This is a genomic window from Citrobacter sp. KH_055_1, assembly GCF_057838705.1.
Genome location: NZ_CM174473.1, coordinates 333212 through 354341 on the forward strand (window position 1 = coordinate 333212; position 21130 = coordinate 354341).

The window sequence follows — 21130 nt, forward strand, 5'->3', positions numbered from 1 at the left end:
AGATTTCCCATTTAGTGGCATTTGGGCAGTTTATAAACAAACGCGCGGTAGTATAAAGGCAAGCCAGACGCATTGATATACCCGTTAAAGCAACGGGTGATAAGGAGATCATCAGCAATGGCTTTCAATATCTGGCAAATTGGTCTGCATATTCAGCAACATGACGTGCTGGCTGTGGCCGTCGTTCGCGACGCCTCCGGTTGGTTTCTACAGCGCTGGTGGCGGTTGCCGCTGGCGAACCAGACGATTGTCGACGGGCACATTCGCGCACCTGAACAGCTCAGCAAGGTGTTATTGCCGTGGAGTCGTGAACTCCCTCGCAGACACCACATTCATCTGTCCTTTCCCGCCCACAGGACGTTACAAAAAAAGATCCCCCGCCCAGTCATGACGCTGCGTGAGCCAGAACAAACGGCATGGTTGTCTGGGTCGATGGCGCGTGAGCTGGATATGGACCCAGATGCGCTGCAATTCGATTATAGCGAAGACACCTTAAGTCCGGCCTTTAACGTGACCGCCGCGCAAAGCAAAGAGGTGTCGACCCTCCTGACGCTGATGCAAACGCTGAAAGTACAGATAACCGCCATTACGCCGGATGCCAGCGCGTTACAGCGCTTTATACCGTACTTATCGGCGCATCAGCAGTGTCTGGCCTGGCGCGATGACGCGCAGTGGTTGTGGGCGACTCGTTATGCATGGGGGCGTAAACCGGTGGGCGACAGTCACGCTATCGACGATCTTGCTGCAACATTATCGCTTTCCCCGGAAGAGATTGCGTTGTGCGGGCCAGGCCGTTTTGACCCCTTAAGCGTGGTGTCTGTTCGTCAGCCGCCCATTCCGCCTGAAAGTCATATCTTTACTATTGCGCTTGGGCTGGCAATGGGGGGAACAGACTGATGATAGCGACCATCAACCTTCTCCCCTGGCGTCAGTCACAGCGGCGCGCCTGCCTGCGGTTTTGGGCTGTTTTATTTAGCGGATCGCTGCTGTTGATCGTTGGCTGTGCACTGAGCTATTACGCTGTCGTCATCGAAGACAACCGGGCAAAAACGGTGAAGATAGCTGCTGAGAAAATGCGGGGTGAGACGCTTGTGGCCCAAAAACCGCATTTACTCCTGCGCCAGCAACAATGGCAACAGCGACAGCTGCGTAAAACGCAGCGAGATCAGACGCGAAGCTGGCAACCGATGCTCGAAGGACTGGCAAATTTACTGCCCGAACAGGTGTGGCTGACAACCCTGACCTGGCAACATGAAGTGCTGGAACTGAGCGGAATGGCGCAGAACTTTAGCGCCCTCAATACGCTGGAAACGCAATTACGCAAACAGTCCTTTTTTCGCTTAGGCGACCCCGGCGAAACTCAGAAGGATGCGTTGGGACGTTGGCAATTTCACTATCGTCTGACGCGGAGCGTAATGCATGAACGTACTCTGTGATCGTTGGCTGGCCTTGTCGCCGCGTTGTCGAATCGTCTGCTGGGGCGGCTGGAGTGTCACCATGGCGCTGATGGTCATGTTGTGCCTGCTTTATCCGCTACGGCAAGAATGGAACGTACAACGGGAGGAACTGCGGCAGCAACATGCGGCGAACCAGGCGCAATGGCGGAATCTGTACCAACTGGTTACACCGGCTGACCCCACACTTTGGGCTAATGACGAGAATACGATGCCTTTTTCCGCTCTGGATTTTCAGACTCCGCTTTCACGCCTGACTCACTGGCAGCCTTCTGCACAGGGCGGGGAGATGACGCTGAAGCCCGCCTGGGATGCTGTTCCAGCATTGTTTGTCCGGCTGGCGGAACGGGGGATGCAGGTCAACGGTTTTTCTCTTCACCTGGAGAATGCCGAGCTGATGCTTACACTGCAGCTGGAGCGCCTGAATGACGGTTAAGCGTGGACTGTTGGTAGGGATTAGCCTGCTGATACTGACCGGGATGCGCGATCCTTTCCTGCCGCCGGAGGATCGTTGCCATACCACTGAGCTGTCGACGTGGCGTTATCAAGGTGCGGTAAGCCGGGGAGCGCGCCTGATTGGCCTGGTTCAGGATGGTAAAAATACATGGCGGCGGATCGAACTGCATGAGGCGCTGAAGGGGGGATGGACGGTTTCTCATATCTCGGCACAAAGCATAACTATTGAGATGGGTAAAGACTGTGAGCCGTCACGCTGGCAGTGGCAACGACAAGGAGAAGGGCATGAAGCGATGGATAGCCGTGGTGCTGATGGTCGTCATCCCCAGCGTGCTGGTGGGAAAAGCGCCAAACGTGACGCTGGTGGTGGATGATGTTCCCGTGGTTCAGGTATTACAGGCGATGGCTGAGCAGGAAGGAAAAAATCTGGTGATTTCGCCCGATGTCAGCGGCGTGATGTCGTTGCATCTGACGGATGTCCCGTGGAAGCAGGCATTCCAGACGGTGGTGAAAAGCGCCGGACTGGTGTTGCGCCAGGAGGGGAGCATCCTGCATGTGCATTCGGTAGGCTGGCAGAATGAAAATGTGGCACGCCTGGAGAGCGAGCAGGCGCGGCGGCAGGCCAGTCTCCCGCTGGAACATCGCAGCATTGTTTTGCAGTACGCTGACGCCGCCGATCTGGCAAAAGCGGGTGAGAAACTGCTGAGCGCCAAAGGCAGTATGACGGTAGATAAACGCACGAACCGACTGCTGCTTCGTGATAACAAACCTGCGCTGATGGCGCTGGAAACGTGGGTGGCACAGATGGACTTGCCGGTTGAACAGGTCGAACTGGCGGCACACATTGTGACGATTAACGAAAAAAGCCTACACGAGTTGGGCGTGAAATGGTCGCTCGCCGATGCCACGCAAGCGGGGACGGTGGGCGGCGTCACTACAATGACCAGCGATCTCTCTGTGCCCGCAGCGACGTCGCGTGTGGGGTTTAACATTGGTCGTATCAATGGTCGTCTACTGGAACTGGAGCTGTCTGCACTGGAGCAAAAACAGCAGCTTGATATCATCGCCAGCCCACGATTACTGGCTTCTCACCTGCAACCTGCCAGTATTAAGCAGGGCAGCGAGATCCCTTATCAGGTCTCCAGCGGGGAAAGCGGAGCCACGTCCGTTGAGTTCAAAGAAGCCGTACTGGGAATGGAGGTGACGCCAACCGTGCTGCAAAAAGGGCGAATTAGACTAAAGTTGCATATCAGCCAGAATGTCCCCGGGCAGGTGTTACAGCAGGCGGATGGCGAAGTACTGGCTATCGATAAGCAGGAAATTGAAACGCAGGTCGAGGTAAAAAGCGGAGAGACAATCGCGCTGGGTGGGATTTTTTCGCATAAAAATAAATCTGCGGCGGACAGCGTGCCGTTGTTAGGCGATATCCCCTGGCTTGGATATTTATTTCGCCATGACGGTAAAGAGGATGAGCGGCGCGAGTTAGTGGTTTTTATCACGCCCAGACTGGTCTCGATCGATTAATTTATGCATGAAAAGCCGTTGTTTTTGCACTGGACATGTTTCAGAAATTTGACGTGCGGGTGTATTTAGCATACAAGGAGTACCGATTTGAGCGTCGGTCGTTTTCTTTACTTGTGCACCGGTAATACGCTTTGCCTTTCTGGTGGTGTGTCATGGGTTGATTTGGCGTCATTTGGCCGTGCGATTCGTTGCCAGGCCTGATGTTTGCAGGGCAATACGCCTGCCACGACCAGAAATGCGAAAGGTTTGGTGATTTATTCAGTTGCCAAACCCGCTTGAGTATTGAGATAATTTTCAGTCTGACTCTCGCAATATCTTATGAGGTTTCAGTTCATGTCCTGCTGCGCTGAGTGTCTGCGAAGCGGGTTTATCATTAACGAATAGTCTTAGTAGTACCGAAAAAATGGCAGAGAAACGCAATATCTTTCTGGTTGGGCCTATGGGTGCCGGAAAAAGCACTATTGGGCGCCAGTTAGCTCAACAACTCAATATGGAATTTTACGATTCTGATCAAGAGATTGAGAAACGAACCGGAGCTGATGTGGGCTGGGTCTTCGATGTAGAAGGTGAAGACGGCTTCCGCGATCGCGAAGAAAAAGTCATCAACGAGTTGACGGAAAAACAGGGTATTGTGCTGGCAACTGGCGGTGGCTCTGTTAAATCACGTGAAACACGTAACCGTCTTTCCGCGCGTGGCGTCGTGGTCTATCTTGAAACGACAATTGAAAAACAACTTGCGCGAACTCAACGCGACAAGAAACGCCCACTGCTGCAGGTAGAATCACCGCCTCGCGAAGTTCTGGAAGCGTTGGCTGACGAACGCAATCCTCTGTATGAAGAGATTGCTGACGTGACCATTCGCACCGATGATCAGAGCGCTAAAGTCGTGGCAAACCAGATTATTCATATGTTGGAAAGCAACTGATTCTGGCTTAATACACTCGTCTGCGGGTACAAGTAACTAAGGTGGATGTCGCGTCATGGAGAGGATTACAGTCACTCTCGGGGAACGTAGTTACCCTATCACCATCGCGGCTGGTTTGTTTAATGAGCCGGCTTCATTCTTACCGCTGAAATCGGGCGATCAGGTTATGTTGGTGACCAACGAAACCTTGGCTCCCCTTTATCTCGATAAGATTCGCGGCGTACTTGAACAGGCGGGTGTTAATGTTGATAGCGTCATCCTTCCCGACGGCGAGCAGTATAAAAGCCTGACGGTGCTGGATACGGTATTCACAGCATTACTGCAAAAACCGCACGGTCGCGATACCACGCTGGTTGCTCTTGGCGGCGGCGTGATTGGCGATCTTACCGGTTTTGCAGCCGCCAGCTATCAGCGCGGCGTACGTTTTATTCAAGTTCCGACAACGCTGTTGTCGCAGGTTGATTCCTCCGTTGGCGGCAAAACCGCCGTAAACCATCCCCTCGGCAAGAACATGATTGGTGCTTTTTACCAACCCGCTTCCGTGGTGGTGGACCTCGACTGTCTGAAAACGCTTCCTGCGCGTGAACTGGCGTCGGGTCTGGCGGAAGTGATCAAATACGGCATCATCCTTGACGGTGAATTTTTCAGCTGGCTGGAAGACAATCTGGACGCATTACTGCATCTGGACGGTCCGGCAATGGCGTACTGTATCCGCCGTTGTTGTGAGCTGAAGGCAGAAGTTGTCGCAGCAGACGAGCGCGAAATGGGCTTACGTGCTTTACTGAATCTGGGACATACGTTTGGCCATGCAATCGAAGCTGAAATGGGTTATGGCAATTGGTTACATGGTGAAGCGGTGGCCGCAGGTATGGTAATGGCTGCTCGTACGTCAGAACGTCTTGGTCAGTTTTGCTCCGCGGACACGCAGCGCATCATTACGCTGCTGAAGCGGGCAGGCTTACCGGTTGATGGACCACGTGAGATGTCCACTCAGGCCTATTTACCGCACATGCTGCGAGATAAAAAAGTGTTGGCGGGGGAGATGCGTTTAGTGCTTCCGTTGGCAATAGGGAAGAGTGAAGTGCGCGGCGGAGTGTCGCACGAGGTGGTTCTTAACGCTATTGCTGATTGCCAGCAGGCGTAACAACAAGAAAGGTCCGGCTTGCGTTGTAAGGCGTAAGTCTTTTAGCTTCAGGTTATGTGCAACGTCGTAAGCATTAACCTTTGAGTGGGGTGTTAAATGGATGAATTCAAACCAGAAGACGAGCTGAAACCCGATCCCAGCGATCGTCGTACTGGTCGTTCTCGTCAATCGTCTGAACGCGATAATGAGCCGCAAATCAATTTTGATGATGTTGATCTGGATACTGACGATCGTCGTCCAGCGCGCGCGCGTAAAGAACGTGACGAAGAGCAAGACATTGAAGAAGACTATGAATCTGATGACGATACCGTGGATGAAGAGCGTGTAGAACGCCGTCCGCGTAAGCGTAAGAAGGCCGCCAGCAAACCTGCCTCTCGTCAATATATGATGATGGGTGTGGGGGTTCTGGTGCTGCTGCTGTTGATAGTCGGCATCGGTTCAGCGTTGAAAGCCCCCTCATCTCCCTCTTCCAGCGATCAGACGGCGTCTGGTGAGAAGAGTATCGATCTTTCTGGCAATAGCGCGACCGATCAGGCGAGTACCACTCAGCCTGCAACGACTGCTGAGCAACCGGCTGGCAATGCGCAGCAGGATGTTTCTCTGCCGCCAATTTCTTCTACGCCAACTCAGGGGCAAGCACCTGTTGCCGCTGAAGGTCAACAGCGTGTTGAAGTTCAGGGCGATCTGGATAATGCCCTGACGCAACCGCAAGGTCAGGAACAGGTGAACAACGTGGTTGTGAACTCCACGCTGCCAACCGAACCTGCTACCGTTGCACCTGTTCGTAATGGTACTACGGCGCGTCCTGCAACAACGGAGCCTGCTGAGCGTCACGCGACTGCGCGTCCGGAACGCAAACAGGCCGTTATTGAGCCGAAGAGCAAACCGCAGACGACCGTGAAAGCAACGCCGACAGAGCCAAAACCTGTTGCCCAGGCGAAGCGCACTGAACCGACTGCGCCAGTGACTGCACCGGTTACTACGACCAAAGCACCTGCGGCAACGACTGCGCCAAAAGCGACAGCTGAGCCTAAAGCAACCGTCAGTACCACCACACCTGCGCAGACTGCTACTCCTGCGCCAACTACGGCAACGCCTGTAGCGGGCGGAGCAAAAACGGCGGGTAATGTTGGGGCGTTAAAATCAGCGCCGTCCAGTCATTACACTCTGCAGCTCAGCAGTTCTTCTAACTACGACAACCTGAACGGTTGGGCGAAGAAAGAGAACCTGAAGAACTACGTGGTGTATCAGACGACGCGTAACGGTCAACCGTGGTATGTTCTGGTGACGGGTGTATATGCATCTAAAGACGATGCAAAACGTGCGGTGTCTACGTTGCCAGCCGACATTCAGGCGAAAAACCCGTGGGCGAAACCGCTGCATCAGGTTCAGGCCGATCTGAAGTAAGATAGGATATGTTCTGCAATGGTTTGATGTTTCGCCCAATTGCGGGACAAAGACTAAAGCGCAGGATGCTGTCGGAGCTTTCTCCACAGCCGGAGAAGGTGTAATTAGTTAGTCAGCATGAAAAAAAATCGCGCTTTTCTGAAGTGGGCAGGGGGAAAATACCCCCTGCTTGATGATATCAAACGGCATTTGCCTCAGGGCGAATGTCTTGTCGAACCCTTCGTGGGTGCAGGGTCGGTGTTCCTCAACACCGACTTTTCTCGTTATATTCTTGCCGATATCAACAGCGACCTCATCAGTCTCTATAACATCGTGAAGTCGCGTACCGATGAGTATGTGCAGGCTTCGCGCGAGCTGTTTGTCCCTGAGACCAATCAGTCTGAGGTGTACTATCAGTTTCGGACAGAATTTAACGCCAGCCAGGATCCATTCCGACGTGCGGTACTGTTCTTATACCTCAACCGTTTTGGTTACAACGGCCTGTGTCGGTACAACCTGCGTGGCGAATTTAACGTGCCGTTTGGCCGTTATAAAAAACCCTACTTCCCGGAAGCAGAGTTGTATCATTTTGCCGAAAAAGCGCAGAATGCAGAGTTTCATTGCCTCTCCTATGAAGAGTGCATGGAGCGTGCTGATATCAACTCTGTGGTTTATTGCGACCCGCCTTATGCGCCGCTGTCGGCGACGGCGAATTTCACCGCGTATCACACCAATAGCTTTAGCCCGAAAGAGCAGGCGCATCTGGCCGAAATGGCAGAAAAGCTGGTCAGTAAGCAGATCCCGGTGTTAATTTCGAACCATGACACGCCCGATACGCGCGAGTGGTACCGAGCGGCGAAGCATTTTCAGGTAAAAGTGCGGCGCAGTATAAGCAGCAACGGCGGCACACGTAAAAAGGTGAATGAACTGCTGGCTCTGTACAAACCAGGAGTCGTAACGCCTGCGAAAAAATAATTCTCAAGGAGAAGCGGATGAAACAGTATTTGATTGCCCCCTCAATTCTGTCGGCTGATTTTGCCCGCCTGGGTGAGGACACCGCGAGCGTTCTGGCCGCCGGTGCCGATGTCGTGCACTTCGACGTCATGGACAACCATTATGTACCTAACCTGACTATCGGGCCGATGGTACTGAAATCGCTACGCAAATATGGGATTACCGCCCCTATTGATGTGCATCTGATGGTGAAGCCGGTTGACCGTATTATCCCGGACTTCGCTGCCGCTGGCGCCAGCATCATTACTTTTCACCCGGAAGCCTCCGAACACGTCGATCGCACCTTACAGCTGATCAAAGAGAATGGCTGTAAAGCGGGCCTGGTGTTCAACCCGGCCACGCCGCTGAGCTACCTGGACTACGTTATGGATAAGCTGGATGTGATCCTGCTGATGTCCGTTAACCCCGGTTTTGGCGGGCAATCTTTCATTCCGCAAACGCTGGAAAAACTGCGTGAAGTCCGCCGTCGTATTGATGAGTCTGGCTATGACATTCGCCTGGAAGTTGATGGCGGCGTGAAGGTGAACAATATCGGCGAAATCGCCGCAGCGGGTGCGGATATGTTTGTCGCAGGTTCCGCGATTTTCGACCAACCTGACTACAAAAAAGTCATTGATGAAATGCGCCATGAACTGGCGAAGGTAAGTCATGGATAAATTTCAGGATATTCGGGGCGTAGCTTTTGACCTCGACGGTACGCTGGTTGATAGCGCGCCGGGATTAGCCGCCGCAGTGGATATGGCGCTGTACGCGCTGGAATTACCCACTGCAGGCGAAGAACGTGTGATTACCTGGATTGGTAATGGCGCAGATGTATTGATGGAGCGTGCACTCACCTGGGCTCGCCTTGAGCGCGCTACGCTGCGTAAAACGACGGGCAAACCGCCTATCGATGACGACATTCCTGCCGTTGAGCAGGTGCGTATTTTACGTAAGCTGTTTGACCGCTATTACGGTGATGTTGCCGAAGAAGGGACGTTCTTATTTCCCCACGTTGCCGATACGCTGGGCGCGCTGTATGCGAAAGGCCTGCCGTTAGGTCTGGTGACCAACAAGCCGACACCGTTTGTGGCACCGCTGCTTAACGCACTGGATATCGCCAAGTATTTTAGTGTGGTCATCGGCGGTGACGACGTGAAAAATAAAAAACCGCATCCCGATCCGCTGCTGTTAGTGGCCTCACGTATGGGGATTGCGCCTGAAAAATTGCTCTTTGTGGGTGATTCGCGCAATGATATTCAGGCGGCAAAAGCCGCTGGCTGTCCTTCGGTTGGTCTTACGTATGGGTATAACTACGGTGAAGGGATCGACCTCAGCCAGCCGGATGTAATATATGACAGCATTAATGACCTTCTGCCCGCACTCGGGCTTCCGCATAGCGAAAATCAGGAATTGAAAAATGACTAAGCCCATCGTTTTTAGTGGCGCACAGCCCTCAGGTGAATTGACCATTGGCAACTATATGGGTGCGCTGCGTCAATGGGTAAACATGCAGGATGATTACCACTGCATCTACTGTATCGTGGACCAGCATGCTATCACCGTCCGCCAGGACGCGCAGAAGCTGCGTAATGCTACGCTGAATACGCTGGCGCTGTATCTGGCGTGTGGTATCGATCCTGAGAAAAGCACCATTTTCGTTCAGTCCCACGTGCCGGAACATGCACAGTTAGGCTGGGCGCTGAACTGCTACACCTATTTTGGTGAACTGAGCCGCATGACCCAGTTCAAAGATAAATCTTCCCGTTACGCTGAAAACATCAATGCCGGTCTGTTCGACTACCCGGTACTGATGGCAGCCGATATTCTGCTGTACCAGACCAATCTGGTACCGGTAGGGGAAGATCAGAAACAGCACCTGGAACTGAGCCGTGACATCGCCCAGCGTTTTAACGCACTGTATGGTGACATCTTCAAAGTGCCTGAGCCGTTTATTCCGAAATCCGGTGCGCGCGTGATGTCCCTGCTGGAGCCGACGAAGAAAATGTCTAAGTCGGATGACAACCGCAACAACGTGATCGGCCTGTTGGAAGATCCGAAATCTGTGGTGAAGAAAATCAAACGCGCCATGACGGATTCCGATGAGCCGCCAGTTGTTCGTTACGATGTGCAGAATAAAGCGGGTGTTGCCAACTTGCTGGATATTCTCTCTGCCGTAACGGGTAAGAGCATCCCGGAACTGGAGCAGCACTTTGAAGGCAAGATGTATGGCCACCTGAAGGGTGAAGTTGCCGATGCCGTTTCCGGTATGTTGACTGAGCTTCAGGAACGTTACCACCGTTTCCGTAACGATGAAGCCTTCTTGCAGCAAGTGATGAAAGATGGTGCAGAAAAAGCCAGTGCGCGCGCAGCAGAAACACTGAAAGCGGTGTATGAAGCAATTGGATTTGTTGCGAAGCCGTAATGTAACGTACGGCTAAAATAAAAGCCGGATTATCTCCCATACTGTTTAATATTATAACGGCATGGGAGATAACCCGGCTTTATATATTTATACGGAATATAAATAATTACAGCGCAGTGTCACCGCAGCCGCCAATGATTTTAGAAATAGAAATGGCTGGGTGCAGAAAATAATCGTAATCACAGGTCTTGTTTTTGTTCTGAACGCTACCGGTGCAGGCAGTCAATGTGGAGAGAGCCAGCAGTACTGCAGCAGCTTTAAGCATGTTTTTCATTTAATAATCCCTATCAATCAATAAAATATCAGTATGCCAATTCCATATGCTTCGAAAAACACGTAGTGAATTAAGCTTGCTATATATAACGTGACCAGGAAGTTATTACTTGTTCTTTTAACTTAATAGTAGATTTAAGAATTTTTAAAAAATAATAATTGATGATGATTAAAGATGAAGGATAATGACTGGAAGGGTAATCAAAAAACGGCGCTATGCAGAAAACATAGCGCCTGAATATTAATGGTTTGAGAACCAGTTCAGCTTATCGCGCAGGCCAACCACGCGACCAACAATGATCAGCGCCGGGCTTTCCACCTGTAGCGCCAGTTCACCGAGTTGCGTCAGTACACCATTGACAACGCGCTGTTTCACGGAGGTCCCGTTTTCGACCAGCGCAACCGGCATGTCTGCTGGCATCCCAAACGCGATCAATTTTTCCTGGATAGTGGCCGCCTGATTCAGCCCCATATAGAACACCAGCGTCTGTTTTTCTGCTGCCAGGTTTTCCCAGTCCAGCTCGCCGCCGGTCTTCAGGTGTCCGGTGACCAGGCGTACGCTCTGGGCGTAATCTCGATGCGTCAGCGGAATGCCGGAATAGGCAGAACAGCCGGACGCCGCGGTAATACCGGGAACAACAGAGAACGGGATACCTTCGTGGCACAGGGTTTCCAGCTCTTCGCCACCGCGACCAAAGATGAACGGGTCGCCGCCTTTCAGGCGCACTACGCGTTTGCCCTGTTTCGCCTGGTTCAGCAGGATCTGGTTGATCTCTTCCTGCGGTACGCAGTGATAACCCGCACGCTTGCCGACGAAAATACGATCGGCATCGCGACGAACAAGGTTCATGATGTCATCGGAAACCAGGCGGTCATACACCACGACATCGGCCTGCTGGATCTGTTGTAGCCCTTTCAGCGTCAGCAGCCCGGCATCGCCTGGACCGGCACCAACCAGCACTACTTCGCCACGATGGTCCAGCGGTTCGCTGAGCATCTGCTCGGTCGTTTCTTCTATTGCCTGCCGATCGTCGTTTGCCAGAGACTGCGCCAGCCTGTCGTTAACAAACAGCTTTTCCCAGAAGCGGCGACGTTCACCCATACTGGCGAACTGCTTTTTCACCCGGGAACGCAGCTGTCCTGCATACTGCGCGACCTGGCCCAGATGCTGTGGCAACACGGATTCGAGCCTTTCACGCAGCAGTCGCGCCAGAACAGGAGAGGTGCCGCCAGAGGAGACCGCCACCATCAGTGGTGAACGGTCAATAATGGAGGGCATGATGAAACTGGCCGCTTTTGGGGCGTCGACCACGTTACAGAAGATGCGACGTGATTCAGCGGCGTTGCTGACGCGAAGGTTGACGGCATCGTCATCGGTGGCGGCGATCGCCAGCCAGCAGGAGTCGAGCAGGGCTTCGTCAAACGGCCCCTCAACCAGCGTCAGCATGCCTTCATTTGCCCATACGGTGAACTGTGGAATAAACGCTAGCGCATTAACCGTTAAACGGGCGCCTGCTTCCAGCAGTAACCGCGCTTTGCGTTCTGCGACATCACCACCGCCGACGATCAAGCAGTCGCGGTCACGTAGTTGACAAAATATAGGCAAATGATCCACGACATTACCCCTTAATTATTGGCAGCAGCCTCAGTTTGGTTGATTTTTGCCGGAACGGGACGCTCCGATTTTGGCGTAGCATACCAATAACCCAACCCCATGAATACGACACCGGACAAAGTATTACCGAGTGTCACCCACAGCAGGTTATGGCCAATTCCGGACAAGGTATAGGCATCGCTGTGATGACCGAACCAGGAGAGCGCAAATAGCGTCATGTTGGCAACGGAGTGTTCATAGCCAGAAGCGATAAACGCCAGCAGGCACCACCAGATGGCGAGGAACTTCGCCGCACCTTCAGTACGGATCGCCATCCAGATTGCCAGGCAAACCAACCAGTTACACAACGCACCTTTAAAGAACAGTACGCTGGCAGGGGCTGTGGTTTTCGCCAGGGCAACGCTATGTACGATGCTGGTATCGACCGGCAGCAGGCTACCGCCACCCCAGCTGTACAGCAGGGCGACGAACACGGAACCGAGCAGATTTCCCAGCCAGGTTTGCGGCAGAATGGCCCACATCTGACCGTGGCTGATAGTGCCCGCTTTGACGCCAAGCGTCAGGAACATGGTGTGCCCGGTAAACAGCTCTGAACCGGCAATAATCACCAGCGTTAAGGCAATACCAAAGGTTGCACCCATCACCAGCGGACGTACGGATGGATCAAGCAGATTGCCGAGAGTGAAAATAAGAATGATGCCGAGACCGACATAAGCGCCCGCCATGGCGGAACTGACCCAGAAACCGAATGGGTTGTTGGCCGACAGGCGTGCAATGCGCGCAGCGTTAGCCGCACACTTATTGATAGTGTCTGTAAACATGTGTTTGATTATCCTTGAAGAAAAAAAAGTAAAATAAAATCGTAACCGTAGGCCGGATAAGGCAGTTATGCCGCCATCCGGCAATGTGCCTGATGGCGCTACGCTTATCAGGCCTACTAAAAAGGCCTACCAATACGTCTAAAAAGGGAGGCATTGCGCCTCCCAATAATTTACTAACCGCGCAACTGCACCATGCCGTCTTTCACCCGGGCTTCGTAGTGCGCCACGGAATGACTTTCGTCCTCCATGCACAGACCGTCGCTGAGGCGGAAGCGCTGTTTTTTCAGCGGGCTGGCAACCCATAGCTCGCCCTGGTGCTCAGCAATAATCCCGCGTGAAAGTACGCTGGACTGGAAGAACGGGTCGATGTTGCTGATCGCAAACACCTGGTCGCTGTGATAAGGACGGAAAATCGCGACTTGCTCTTTACCTAACAGGGCGCAGACGCCTGTTGCAGGCAGAATGTCATCGATTTTGCAGATGTTTTTCCACTGGCTCATGCGTTTTCCTCCACCAGAGTGACCGGGATACGCTCATACGGCGTGGCCGGGCGATGTTGTTCACGTTCAGGCACAACCTGGACATTCGGATCGCGTTTATCGCTGTTGATAAAGTGCTTGAAGCGAACCTGCGCGGACGGCGTGTTGACGGTTTCTGTCCACTCGCATACGACGGCTTCACGCAGACGCGCCATCTCTTCTTCCAGATGCTCGTTCAGGCCCAGCTTGTCGTCGATGATGACAGACTTCAGATACTCGATGCCGCCTTCCAGGTTATCTAACCACGGTGCGGTACGGGTCAGTTTGTCCGCAGTACGGATGTAGAACATCATGAAGCGGTCAAGGTATTTCATCAGCGTTTCACGGTCGAGATCCGCTGCCAGTAGATCCGCATGGCGTGGTTTCATCCCGCCGTTACCACAGACGTACAGGTTCCAGCCTTTTTCAGTAGCGATGATACCCACGTCTTTACCTTGGGCTTCTGCGCACTCACGGGTACAGCCAGAGACGCCAAACTTCATTTTGTGCGGGGTACGAATGCCCTTGTAGCGGTTTTCAAGCTCAACGCCGAAGCCTACGCTATCGCCGACACCATAACGGCACCAGGTGCTACCCACGCAGGTTTTCGCCATACGCAGCGCTTTAGCATACGCATGACCGGTTTCGAAGCCCGCTTCAATCAACTGACGCCAGATTTCCGGCAGGTCATCTTTTTGCGCGCCGAACAGACCAATACGCTGAGAACCGGTGATCTTGGTGTACAGATTGAACTCACGAGCGATACGGCCCACGGCAACCAGACCTTCCGGGGTAATTTCGCCACCGGCAGAGCGTGGGATAACGGAGTAGGTACCGTCTTTCTGGATGTTGGCCAGGAAGTTGTCGTTGGTATCCTGCAGCGGCGTGTGCTGCGGCTTGAGGATGTATTCATTCCAGCAGGAGGCCAGCAGGGAACCGACGGTTGGTTTACATACTTCGCAGCCGTAACCTTTACCGTGTTTCGCCAGCAATTCCTCGAAGGTTTTAATGCCTTCCACGCGGATGAGATGGAACAGTTCCTGACGTGAGTACGGGAAGTGATCGCACAGGTTGTTGTTGACTTCGATGCCCTGTTTCGCCAGTTCGGCATTCAGCACCTGGGTAACCAGCGGAATACAACCACCGCAGCCAGTACCGGCTTTGGTTTCGGCTTTCAGCGCTGCAACGGTGTGGCAGCCTTTGTTAATGGCGGCAACCAGCATGCCTTTGGTGACGTCGAAGCAGGAACAAATCTGCGCGCTGTCCGGCAGTTTATCCACGCCGATGGACGGCTTACCGCTGCCTGAGTGTGCTGGCAGGATCAGTGAGTCCGGGTTTTCCGGCAGTTCGATGGCGTTCAGCACCAGCTGCAGCAGGTTGCCGTAATCGCTGGTGTCACCCACCAGAACCGCGCCCAGCAGCGTTTTGTTATCTTCGCTGACGATCAGGCGTTTGTAGACTTCTTTACTTTCGTCGAGGTAAACGTAGCTACGGGCGCCCGGTGTACGCGCATGTGCGTCGCCGATACCGCCGACATCTACGCCCAGCAGTTTCAGCTTGGCGCTCAGGTCTGCGCCTTCGAACGCGTTTTTGCTACCGAGAATATGGTCAACGGCGACCTGCGCCATTTTGTACCCCGGTGCGACCAGGCCATAAACGCGGTCGTTCCAGCTGGCGCATTCGCCGATAGCGTAGATATCCGGGTCAGAGGTCTGGCAGGCGTCGTTGATCACGATACCACCACGCTGTGCCACATCAAGGCCGCACTGGGTTGCCAGTTTGTCGCGCGGGCGAATACCGGTGGAGAAGACAATGAAGTCGACTTCCAGTTCGCTGCCGTCGGCAAAGCGCATGGTTTTACGCGCTTCAGTGCCTTGCTGGACGATCTCTTTGGTATTTTTGCTGGTGTGCACACGCACGCCCATGCTTTCAATTTTGCGACGTAACTGCTCGCCACCCATCTGATCCAGCTGTTCAGCCATCAGCATCGGGGCGAATTCAATCACGTGGGTTTCAACGCCTAAGCTTTTCAGGGCACCTGCGGCTTCCAGACCCAGCAGGCCACCACCGACAACGGCGCCGCGTTTACTGCGACGAGCGCAAGACTCAATGGCGTTGAGGTCTTCAATGGTACGGTAAACGAAACAGTCCTGCGTTTCCGAACCTTTAATTGGCGGGATCCACGGGTAGGAGCCGGTTGCCATGATCAGTTTATCGTAATAAACCGTACGACCAGCGCTGGAGTGGATCACCTTCTCCTGGCGGTTGATGGTAATCGCGCGTTCGCCGACTAATACCTTCACGCCGTGCTTCTCGTAGAAGCCTTCACGCACCAGAGACAGCTCTTCAGCAGTGTGGTGAGAGAAGTAAGAAGACAGGTGTACGCGGTCGTATGCTTTGCGGGGTTCTTCACAGAAGACGGTAATATCAAACTTGTCCGCATCGGATTTATCAAGAAGATCCTCAATAAAGCGATGGCCGACCATACCATTACCGATAATAGCGAGTCTGACTTTGCTCATTTTTGCCTCGATTTCTTTTCTATTACTGCCTACCTTAACGATTCAGCAACCCCGCTTATTGATACAAATCAATTTCGCCCTTATATACTCCTTAAGAGGTATATAACTGATTTGTCAGCGTTTTTATAAGTCACGGAATTGACAGGCTTTTCATGTTTGTATGATTAGCGTACAAATTAAGGGGTTTTAGTGTGAATAGGTCAGGATCCTAAGGGTTAGAAAGGGGAGTGATAAATGCCGGATAATCAGAGCCGCTATCCGGCATTCAGGTTTACTGCACAGCCGGTGCGTTATGCTGGCGATGACGCGTGACAAACCCAAGGATAAAGCACATCACGAATACCACGGCATACAGGCCATTCGCGGTTTGTAGTGCGGCCAGAGGACCGCTGTGGGCAACGATCGGACCGGTCACCACGAAGGTTAACATGGTCCCAATGGTGCCGCAGGTCAGGACGAAGTTAACCAGCTTCGGTGAGGCCACTTTAGTCTGCTGGGAGCCGAGGGTGATAATGGTGGTATAGATGGCGCTGGAGAAGAAGCCCAGCGTCAGGATGAACCACGGCATGTGCTCTGGCGTACCGGTGATGAAGAGATACATCAATACGGTTGCCAGTCCTGCCAGCACGGTCAGGATACGCTGCAAATCAAAGAAGCGCAGGATAAAGCTAAACGCCCACATACCCACCATGTAGGACATCCAGAAATCGCTGACCAGTTTACCTGCATCGTTCAGGCTCATGCCGAGGCTTTTGGCGTATTCCGGCACCCAGGAGATAAAACCCAACTGACCGAGGATGTAGCACAGCGCGGCGATGGACAAAAACAGCACACCGATGCCCCACTTCTCTTTCGCCACCGGTGTTTCCGGTTGCTGCGCGTGTTTACCCAGCGCCGGGAACTCACAGCCAAAGGTCAGCAGGAAAATGGCGACGTACACCAGGCCGATACAGGCGTAGACCCAGTACCATTCGATGCTACGCGCCAGCAGGTACGCGGCAACCATCGGGAAAATCATGCCCGCCATGCTGAAGAAGGAATCTGTAAACAGCAGGCGAGATCCACGCTGGCGACCTTCATACATCTGGGTGACCAGGAAAGTACCAATCGACATGGTGATCCCGCTGACGACCCCCAGCACAAACATGGCGGCGGAGAACAGCGCCAGGCTATGCGTGAGCATCAGTCCGGCGACAGCCAGCAGCATCAGAATAAAGCCAAAACGTAGTTGCGTTTTCAACGGGACAATTTCCATCAACCACGCATTCAGAAAAATAGAGATCAGAATACCGGCATTCAGAAAGGTGAAGGTGTTACTCATACTGGAAACGGGCAAATGGAAATAGTCTGCGATGTTTCCCATCACCATCCCGGTGACAATAACCAACGCGCCTGTCAGGGCGTAGGAGAGAAAGCTGATCCATGTGAGCTTGATACGATTGCTGTTAGTCATGACTGGCCTGTATAGAAGTGTAAGGCGCATTGAAGGCGCCGTGAGCGGGCGGATTTTAGGCGTTTTGTTGATGTATTTAAATATTTTTTAGCAACTGCTGTTTCTATTACATATTTCAATGTGATCATGATCACATTGATGCGCGTTGCAAAGTATTTACATTTGTTTCAGATTCGTAAAATTAAGTAAAGGGATGGCCTTGTCATGGAAGGCTCTTTAGAATCAATTCACTTGCTTCATTTCTGCTCTTGTAAAGGAATTCTCATGCTCAAATCGACTCTGGCGGCTGTTGCAGCTGTTCTCGCTCTTTCTGCCCTCTCTCCCGCAGCACTGGCAGCGAAAGGTGACCCACGTGTACTGCTGACGACCTCTGCTGGTAACATTGAGCTGGAGCTGAACAGCCAAAAGGCCCCGGTTTCAGTGCAAAACTTTGTCGATTATGTAAATAGTGGTTTCTATAACAACACCACGTTTCACCGTGTGATCCCTGGGTTTATGGTACAGGGCGGCGGTTTTACCGAGCAGATGCAGCAGAAGAAACCTAACCCGCCTATCAAAAATGAAGCCGATAACGGGCTGCGCAATACCCGTGGCACCATTGCCATGGCGCGGACCGCAGACAAAGACAGCGCGACCAGCCAGTTCTTTATCAACATTGCGGACAACGCTTTCCTCGATCACGGCCAGCGTGACTTCGGCTATGCCGTTTTTGGTAAAGTGGTGAAGGGGATGGATGTCGCGGATAAGATAGCTCAGGTACCGACCCACGACGTCGGCCCTTACCAGAACGTTCCGTCCAAACCGATTGTTATCCTGTCTGCGAAAGTCCTGCCGTAATCGTATTTTTGCGCGGGCGGTTCCTGCCCGCGTTCTCTCCCTTCTCTGCGTAACCCGAAATTGCTGCTTATACTTGTGGCAAGTGCTGGCTCATTCAGGGAGGTCACGTGAAAAAACTCACCGATAAACAAAAGTCCTGTCTTTGGGAGCAACTGCGAAACGGCAATTTCCAGGCTAGCCGACGTCTGGAAGGCGTGGAGATTCCACGGGTTACGCTGAGCGCTGAAGATGCCCTGGCGCGCCTTGAAGAATTGAGGAGGCACTATGAGCGATAAATTCGGTGATGGGCGAGATCCCTATTTGTATCCGGGCCTGAACGTGATGCGTAATCGTCTCGGGGTCCATCAGGCCCAGCGTCTGGCGCAGGCGGCCTACGAATTGACGGCGCTGCGGGCGGCGACGATTGGGCTGGGCCCGCTAAAACGCGGTCTGCCGCATCTGTGCGCTATTCATCGCCAGCTCTATCAGGATATTTTTGACTGGGCGGGCCATCTACGCGAGGTCGATATTTACCAGGGCGATACCCGCTTCTGCCACTTTGCTTACATCGAGAAAGAGGGTAACGCGCTGATGCAGGACCTGGAAGACGAGTCCTGGCTGGTGGGGCTGTCGGCGGATAAGTTTATCGACCGACTTGCGCATTATTATTGCGAAATTAATGTGCTACACCCATTTCGTATTGGCAGCGGTCTGGCCCAACGTATTTTCTTCGAACAGTTAGCGGTTCATGCCGGGTATATGCTCAGTTGGGAGGGTATCCCGGTCGAAGAGTGGAATCAGGCCAACCAGAGTGGTGCGATGGGCGACCTGTCGGCGCTGCGGGCGATATTTCGTAAAGTGGTAAGCGAAGCCCGAGAAACTGGGTAGAATAGCGCGGTTTTTCTGTACCGGAGCCGCCATGATCCTGCTTATCGATAACTACGATTCTTTTACCTGGAACCTGTATCAATATTTCTGCGAACTGGGCGCAGAGGTCCTTGTCAGGCGCAACGACGAGCTGACGCTGGCGCAAATTGATGCGTTAAGTCCGCAAAAAATCGTTATTTCCCCCGGTCCCTGCACGCCGGATGATGCCGGGATTTCGCTGGATGTCATCCGTCACTATGCGGGAATAACCCCGATGCTGGGCGTCTGTCTGGGCCACCAGGCGATGGCGCAGGCGTTTGGTGCCAGCGTCGTGCGGGCGGCGAAAGTCATGCACGGTAAGACCTCCCCGATTACGCATACCGGGCAGGGCGTTTTTCAGGGGCTGGCGAACCCGCTAACGGTGACGCGCTACCACTCTCTGGTGGTTGCACCTGAGACGCTGCCGGCCTGCTTTGAGGTAACGGCCTGGAGTGAAACGCAGGAGATTATGGGCATTCGCCACCGCGAGTGGGATTTGGAAGGCGTGCAGTTTCACCCGGAGAGTATCCTCAGTGAGCAGGGGCATCAGCTGCTGGCTAATTTCCTCAATCGGTGATTTGTAGTTGCTATTCAGTGACTTTTTATTCATATTTTGTGATTATAATTTCACTAGCATTTCTGCTTAACTGGGTGGTAATGACATGGCAACTGAACAAACTGCAATTACGCGCGCGACATTCGATGAAGTGATTCTGCCGATTTATGCACCGGCAGAGTTTATTCCGGTCAAAGGGAAAGGAAGTCGAGTCTGGGATCAACAGGGTAAAGAGTATGTTGATTTCGCGGGTGGTATTGCAGTTACCGCGTTAGGGCATTGCCATCCGGCCCTGGTCGAAACGTTAAAAACGCAGGGCGAAACCCTGTGGCACACCAGTAACGTTTTCACCAATGAGCCTGCACTGCGCTTAGGCCGCAAAATCATTGATGCGACCTTTGCTGAACGCGTGCTGTTCATGAACTCTGGCACTGAAGCCAACGAAACCGCCTTTAAGCTGGCACGCCATTATGCCTGCGTCCGCCATAGTCCGTTCAAAACCAAAATTATCGCCTTCCATAATGCGTTTCATGGCCGCTCGCTGTTTACCGTTTCCGTCGGTGGGCAGCCAAAATATTCTGACGGCTTTGGGCCAAAACCGGCGGACATTATCCATGTACCGTTTAACGACCTGCATGCGGTAAAAGCGGTGATGGACGATCACACCTGCGCGGTGGTGGTCGAGCCAATTCAGGGCGAAGGGGGTGTTATGGCCGCCACGCCGGAATTCCTGCAGGGCCTGCGCGAACTGTGCGATCAGCATCAGGCATTGCTGGTGTTTGATGAAGTGCAGTGTGGTATGGGGCGTACCGGCGACCTGTTTGCCTATATGCACTACGGCGTGACGCCGGATATCCTGACCAGCGCCAAAGCCCTCGGCGGCGGTTTCCCGGTGAGCGCGATGTTGACCACTCAGGAAATCGCTTCTGCGTTCCATGTCGGTTCGCACGGTTCAACCTACGGCGGTAACCCGCTGGCCTGTGCGGTTGCAGAGACGGCGTTCGATATTATCAACACGCCGGACGTGCTGGACGGTATTCAGGTCAAACGTCAGGCATTTGTTGCGCATTTACAGAAAATAGATGCTCAGTATGACATTTTTAGCGATATTCGCGGTATGGGACTGCTGATTGGCGCGGAGCTGAAACCGCAGTTCAAAGGTCGGGCGCGTGATTTCCTCTACGCCGCTGCTCATGAAGGCGTTATGGTACTGAACGCGGGGCCGGATGTGATGCGTTTTGCGCCATCGCTGGTGGTGGAAGAGGCGGATATCGATGAAGGGATGCAGCGCTTTGCGCAAGCGGTGGCGAAGGTGGTGGGCTGATTGGTTGATTGCCGGATGG

At 53.2% G+C, this 21130-nt stretch carries 23 protein-coding genes; 17 read left to right on the plus strand and 6 right to left on the minus strand.

Going from position 1 to position 21130, the window contains the following annotated elements; translation table 11 throughout:
* Positions 1–117: 117 nt before the first annotated feature.
* The 12 genes from AC3ITF_RS01570 to trpS all read left to right on the plus strand — a co-directional run bounded on the left by AC3ITF_RS01570 (position 118) and on the right by trpS (position 10307).
* On the plus strand, positions 118–897 hold the full coding sequence (locus tag AC3ITF_RS01570; protein ID WP_135911290.1) for a type IV pilus biogenesis protein PilM: 780 nt from the start codon (positions 118–120) through the stop codon (positions 895–897).
* Positions 897–1436: a PilN domain-containing protein gene (locus AC3ITF_RS01575; RefSeq protein WP_137399879.1), complete on the plus strand. Its 540-nt coding sequence runs from the start codon at positions 897–899 to the stop codon at positions 1434–1436. The genes AC3ITF_RS01570 and AC3ITF_RS01575 overlap by 1 nt, the downstream gene beginning before the upstream one ends.
* Positions 1420–1890, plus strand: coding sequence for a HofO family protein (locus AC3ITF_RS01580; RefSeq protein ID WP_115257307.1), 471 nt, complete (start codon positions 1420–1422; stop codon positions 1888–1890). Before AC3ITF_RS01575 ends, AC3ITF_RS01580 begins: the two co-directional genes overlap by 17 nt.
* Positions 1880–2284 (plus strand): HofP DNA utilization family protein, encoded by a 405-nt coding sequence (locus AC3ITF_RS01585; protein ID WP_115257308.1) that lies wholly within the window; start codon positions 1880–1882, stop codon positions 2282–2284. The genes AC3ITF_RS01580 and AC3ITF_RS01585 overlap by 11 nt, the downstream gene beginning before the upstream one ends.
* On the plus strand, positions 2196–3434 hold the full coding sequence (gene hofQ, locus AC3ITF_RS01590; protein WP_489176091.1) for a DNA uptake porin HofQ: 1239 nt from the start codon (positions 2196–2198) through the stop codon (positions 3432–3434). The genes AC3ITF_RS01585 and hofQ overlap by 89 nt, the downstream gene beginning before the upstream one ends.
* Positions 3435–3837: 403 nt before the next feature.
* Complete coding sequence (aroK, locus tag AC3ITF_RS01595; protein WP_003023552.1) at positions 3838–4359, plus strand: shikimate kinase AroK; 522 nt, start codon at positions 3838–3840, stop codon at positions 4357–4359.
* Positions 4360–4414: 55 nt separating this feature from the next.
* Positions 4415–5503, plus strand: a complete 1089-nt coding sequence (aroB, locus tag AC3ITF_RS01600; RefSeq protein WP_115257310.1) for a 3-dehydroquinate synthase — start codon at positions 4415–4417, stop codon at positions 5501–5503.
* A 96-nt stretch (positions 5504–5599) separates the two neighbouring features.
* Positions 5600–6910: a cell division protein DamX gene (damX, locus tag AC3ITF_RS01605; protein WP_489176092.1), complete on the plus strand. Its 1311-nt coding sequence runs from the start codon at positions 5600–5602 to the stop codon at positions 6908–6910.
* A gap of 117 nt (positions 6911–7027) precedes the next feature.
* A complete protein-coding gene (gene dam, locus AC3ITF_RS01610) occupies positions 7028–7864 on the plus strand; it encodes an adenine-specific DNA-methyltransferase (protein ID WP_115257312.1) in 837 nt (278 codons plus the stop codon).
* 17 nt (positions 7865–7881) lie between these two features.
* Positions 7882–8559 carry a ribulose-phosphate 3-epimerase gene (gene rpe, locus AC3ITF_RS01615; RefSeq protein ID WP_096759286.1) on the plus strand — a complete coding sequence of 226 codons (678 nt, stop codon included), beginning with the start codon at positions 7882–7884 and terminating at the stop codon, positions 8557–8559.
* Positions 8552–9310: a phosphoglycolate phosphatase gene (gph, locus tag AC3ITF_RS01620; RefSeq protein ID WP_174361240.1), complete on the plus strand. Its 759-nt coding sequence runs from the start codon at positions 8552–8554 to the stop codon at positions 9308–9310. The genes rpe and gph overlap by 8 nt, the downstream gene beginning before the upstream one ends.
* Positions 9303–10307, plus strand: a complete 1005-nt coding sequence (trpS, locus tag AC3ITF_RS01625; protein WP_137399883.1) for a tryptophan--tRNA ligase — start codon at positions 9303–9305, stop codon at positions 10305–10307. Before gph ends, trpS begins: the two co-directional genes overlap by 8 nt.
* Before the next feature lie 106 nt (positions 10308–10413).
* Here trpS and AC3ITF_RS01630 read toward each other — a convergent pair whose 3' ends face one another.
* From AC3ITF_RS01630 to tsgA, 6 genes are all read right to left on the minus strand, one after another.
* Positions 10414–10581 (minus strand): DUF4223 family protein, encoded by a 168-nt coding sequence (locus tag AC3ITF_RS01630; protein ID WP_096759289.1) that lies wholly within the window; start codon positions 10579–10581, stop codon positions 10414–10416.
* A gap of 240 nt (positions 10582–10821) precedes the next feature.
* Positions 10822–12195 carry a siroheme synthase CysG gene (gene cysG / locus AC3ITF_RS01635; RefSeq protein ID WP_181517787.1) on the minus strand — a complete coding sequence of 458 codons (1374 nt, stop codon included), beginning with the start codon at positions 12193–12195 and terminating at the stop codon, positions 10822–10824.
* Between the two features lie 11 nt (positions 12196–12206).
* Positions 12207–13016, minus strand: coding sequence for a nitrite transporter NirC (nirC, locus tag AC3ITF_RS01640; protein WP_174361239.1), 810 nt, complete (start codon positions 13014–13016; stop codon positions 12207–12209).
* Between the two features lie 173 nt (positions 13017–13189).
* Entirely contained in the window at positions 13190–13516 is a 327-nt protein-coding gene (nirD, locus tag AC3ITF_RS01645; protein ID WP_115257314.1) for a nitrite reductase small subunit NirD, read from the minus strand.
* Positions 13513–16056 carry an NADPH-nitrite reductase large subunit gene (nirB, locus tag AC3ITF_RS01650; protein ID WP_096759293.1) on the minus strand — a complete coding sequence of 848 codons (2544 nt, stop codon included), beginning with the start codon at positions 16054–16056 and terminating at the stop codon, positions 13513–13515. The genes nirD and nirB overlap by 4 nt, the downstream gene beginning before the upstream one ends.
* A gap of 271 nt (positions 16057–16327) precedes the next feature.
* Positions 16328–17509, minus strand: a complete 1182-nt coding sequence (tsgA, locus tag AC3ITF_RS01655; RefSeq protein ID WP_115257316.1) for an MFS transporter TsgA — start codon at positions 17507–17509, stop codon at positions 16328–16330.
* Between the two features lie 264 nt (positions 17510–17773).
* On the opposite strand from tsgA, the gene ppiA reads away from it, so the two are divergent.
* The 5 genes from ppiA to argD all read left to right on the plus strand — a co-directional run bounded on the left by ppiA (position 17774) and on the right by argD (position 21111).
* Positions 17774–18346, plus strand: coding sequence for a peptidylprolyl isomerase A (ppiA, locus tag AC3ITF_RS01660; RefSeq protein ID WP_096759295.1), 573 nt, complete (start codon positions 17774–17776; stop codon positions 18344–18346).
* 107 nt (positions 18347–18453) lie between these two features.
* Positions 18454–18621: a YhfG family protein gene (locus tag AC3ITF_RS01665; protein WP_115257317.1), complete on the plus strand. Its 168-nt coding sequence runs from the start codon at positions 18454–18456 to the stop codon at positions 18619–18621.
* A complete protein-coding gene (locus AC3ITF_RS01670) occupies positions 18611–19213 on the plus strand; it encodes a putative adenosine monophosphate-protein transferase Fic (protein WP_117342456.1) in 603 nt (200 codons plus the stop codon). The genes AC3ITF_RS01665 and AC3ITF_RS01670 overlap by 11 nt, the downstream gene beginning before the upstream one ends.
* A gap of 31 nt (positions 19214–19244) precedes the next feature.
* The gene (pabA, locus tag AC3ITF_RS01675; RefSeq protein WP_137399884.1) at positions 19245–19808 is read left to right on the plus strand and encodes an aminodeoxychorismate synthase component 2; all 564 of its coding nucleotides are present in this window, start codon (positions 19245–19247) and stop codon (positions 19806–19808) included.
* An 85-nt stretch (positions 19809–19893) separates the two neighbouring features.
* Positions 19894–21111 (plus strand): bifunctional acetylornithine/succinyldiaminopimelate transaminase, encoded by a 1218-nt coding sequence (argD, locus tag AC3ITF_RS01680; protein ID WP_489176093.1) that lies wholly within the window; start codon positions 19894–19896, stop codon positions 21109–21111.
* Positions 21112–21130 lie beyond the last annotated feature (19 nt).

Bases quoted from the DNA above. Each gene is read 5' to 3' on its own strand.
- ppiA (WP_096759295.1), top strand. From the start codon at position 17,774: ATGCTCAAATCGACTCTGGCGGCTGTTGCAGCTGTTCTCGCTCTTTCT.
- aroB (WP_115257310.1), top strand. From the start codon at position 4,415: ATGGAGAGGATTACAGTCACTCTCGGGGAACGTAGTTACCCTATCACC.
- nirD (WP_115257314.1), bottom strand. From the start codon at position 13,516: ATGAGCCAGTGGAAAAACATCTGCAAAATCGATGACATTCTGCCTGCA.
- nirB (WP_096759293.1), bottom strand. From the start codon at position 16,056: ATGAGCAAAGTCAGACTCGCTATTATCGGTAATGGTATGGTCGGCCAT.
- AC3ITF_RS01585 (WP_115257308.1), top strand. From the start codon at position 1,880: ATGACGGTTAAGCGTGGACTGTTGGTAGGGATTAGCCTGCTGATACTG.
- AC3ITF_RS01630 (WP_096759289.1), bottom strand. From the start codon at position 10,581: ATGAAAAACATGCTTAAAGCTGCTGCAGTACTGCTGGCTCTCTCCACA.
- hofQ (WP_489176091.1), top strand. From the start codon at position 2,196: ATGAAGCGATGGATAGCCGTGGTGCTGATGGTCGTCATCCCCAGCGTG.
- AC3ITF_RS01570 (WP_135911290.1), top strand. From the start codon at position 118: ATGGCTTTCAATATCTGGCAAATTGGTCTGCATATTCAGCAACATGAC.
- aroK (WP_003023552.1), top strand. From the start codon at position 3,838: ATGGCAGAGAAACGCAATATCTTTCTGGTTGGGCCTATGGGTGCCGGA.
- damX (WP_489176092.1), top strand. From the start codon at position 5,600: ATGGATGAATTCAAACCAGAAGACGAGCTGAAACCCGATCCCAGCGAT.
- AC3ITF_RS01580 (WP_115257307.1), top strand. From the start codon at position 1,420: ATGAACGTACTCTGTGATCGTTGGCTGGCCTTGTCGCCGCGTTGTCGA.
- rpe (WP_096759286.1), top strand. From the start codon at position 7,882: ATGAAACAGTATTTGATTGCCCCCTCAATTCTGTCGGCTGATTTTGCC.
- trpS (WP_137399883.1), top strand. From the start codon at position 9,303: ATGACTAAGCCCATCGTTTTTAGTGGCGCACAGCCCTCAGGTGAATTG.
- pabA (WP_137399884.1), top strand. From the start codon at position 19,245: ATGATCCTGCTTATCGATAACTACGATTCTTTTACCTGGAACCTGTAT.
- gph (WP_174361240.1), top strand. From the start codon at position 8,552: ATGGATAAATTTCAGGATATTCGGGGCGTAGCTTTTGACCTCGACGGT.
- argD (WP_489176093.1), top strand. From the start codon at position 19,894: ATGGCAACTGAACAAACTGCAATTACGCGCGCGACATTCGATGAAGTG.
- AC3ITF_RS01670 (WP_117342456.1), top strand. From the start codon at position 18,611: ATGAGCGATAAATTCGGTGATGGGCGAGATCCCTATTTGTATCCGGGC.
- nirC (WP_174361239.1), bottom strand. From the start codon at position 13,016: ATGTTTACAGACACTATCAATAAGTGTGCGGCTAACGCTGCGCGCATT.
- AC3ITF_RS01575 (WP_137399879.1), top strand. From the start codon at position 897: ATGATAGCGACCATCAACCTTCTCCCCTGGCGTCAGTCACAGCGGCGC.
- dam (WP_115257312.1), top strand. From the start codon at position 7,028: ATGAAAAAAAATCGCGCTTTTCTGAAGTGGGCAGGGGGAAAATACCCC.
- tsgA (WP_115257316.1), bottom strand. From the start codon at position 17,509: ATGACTAACAGCAATCGTATCAAGCTCACATGGATCAGCTTTCTCTCC.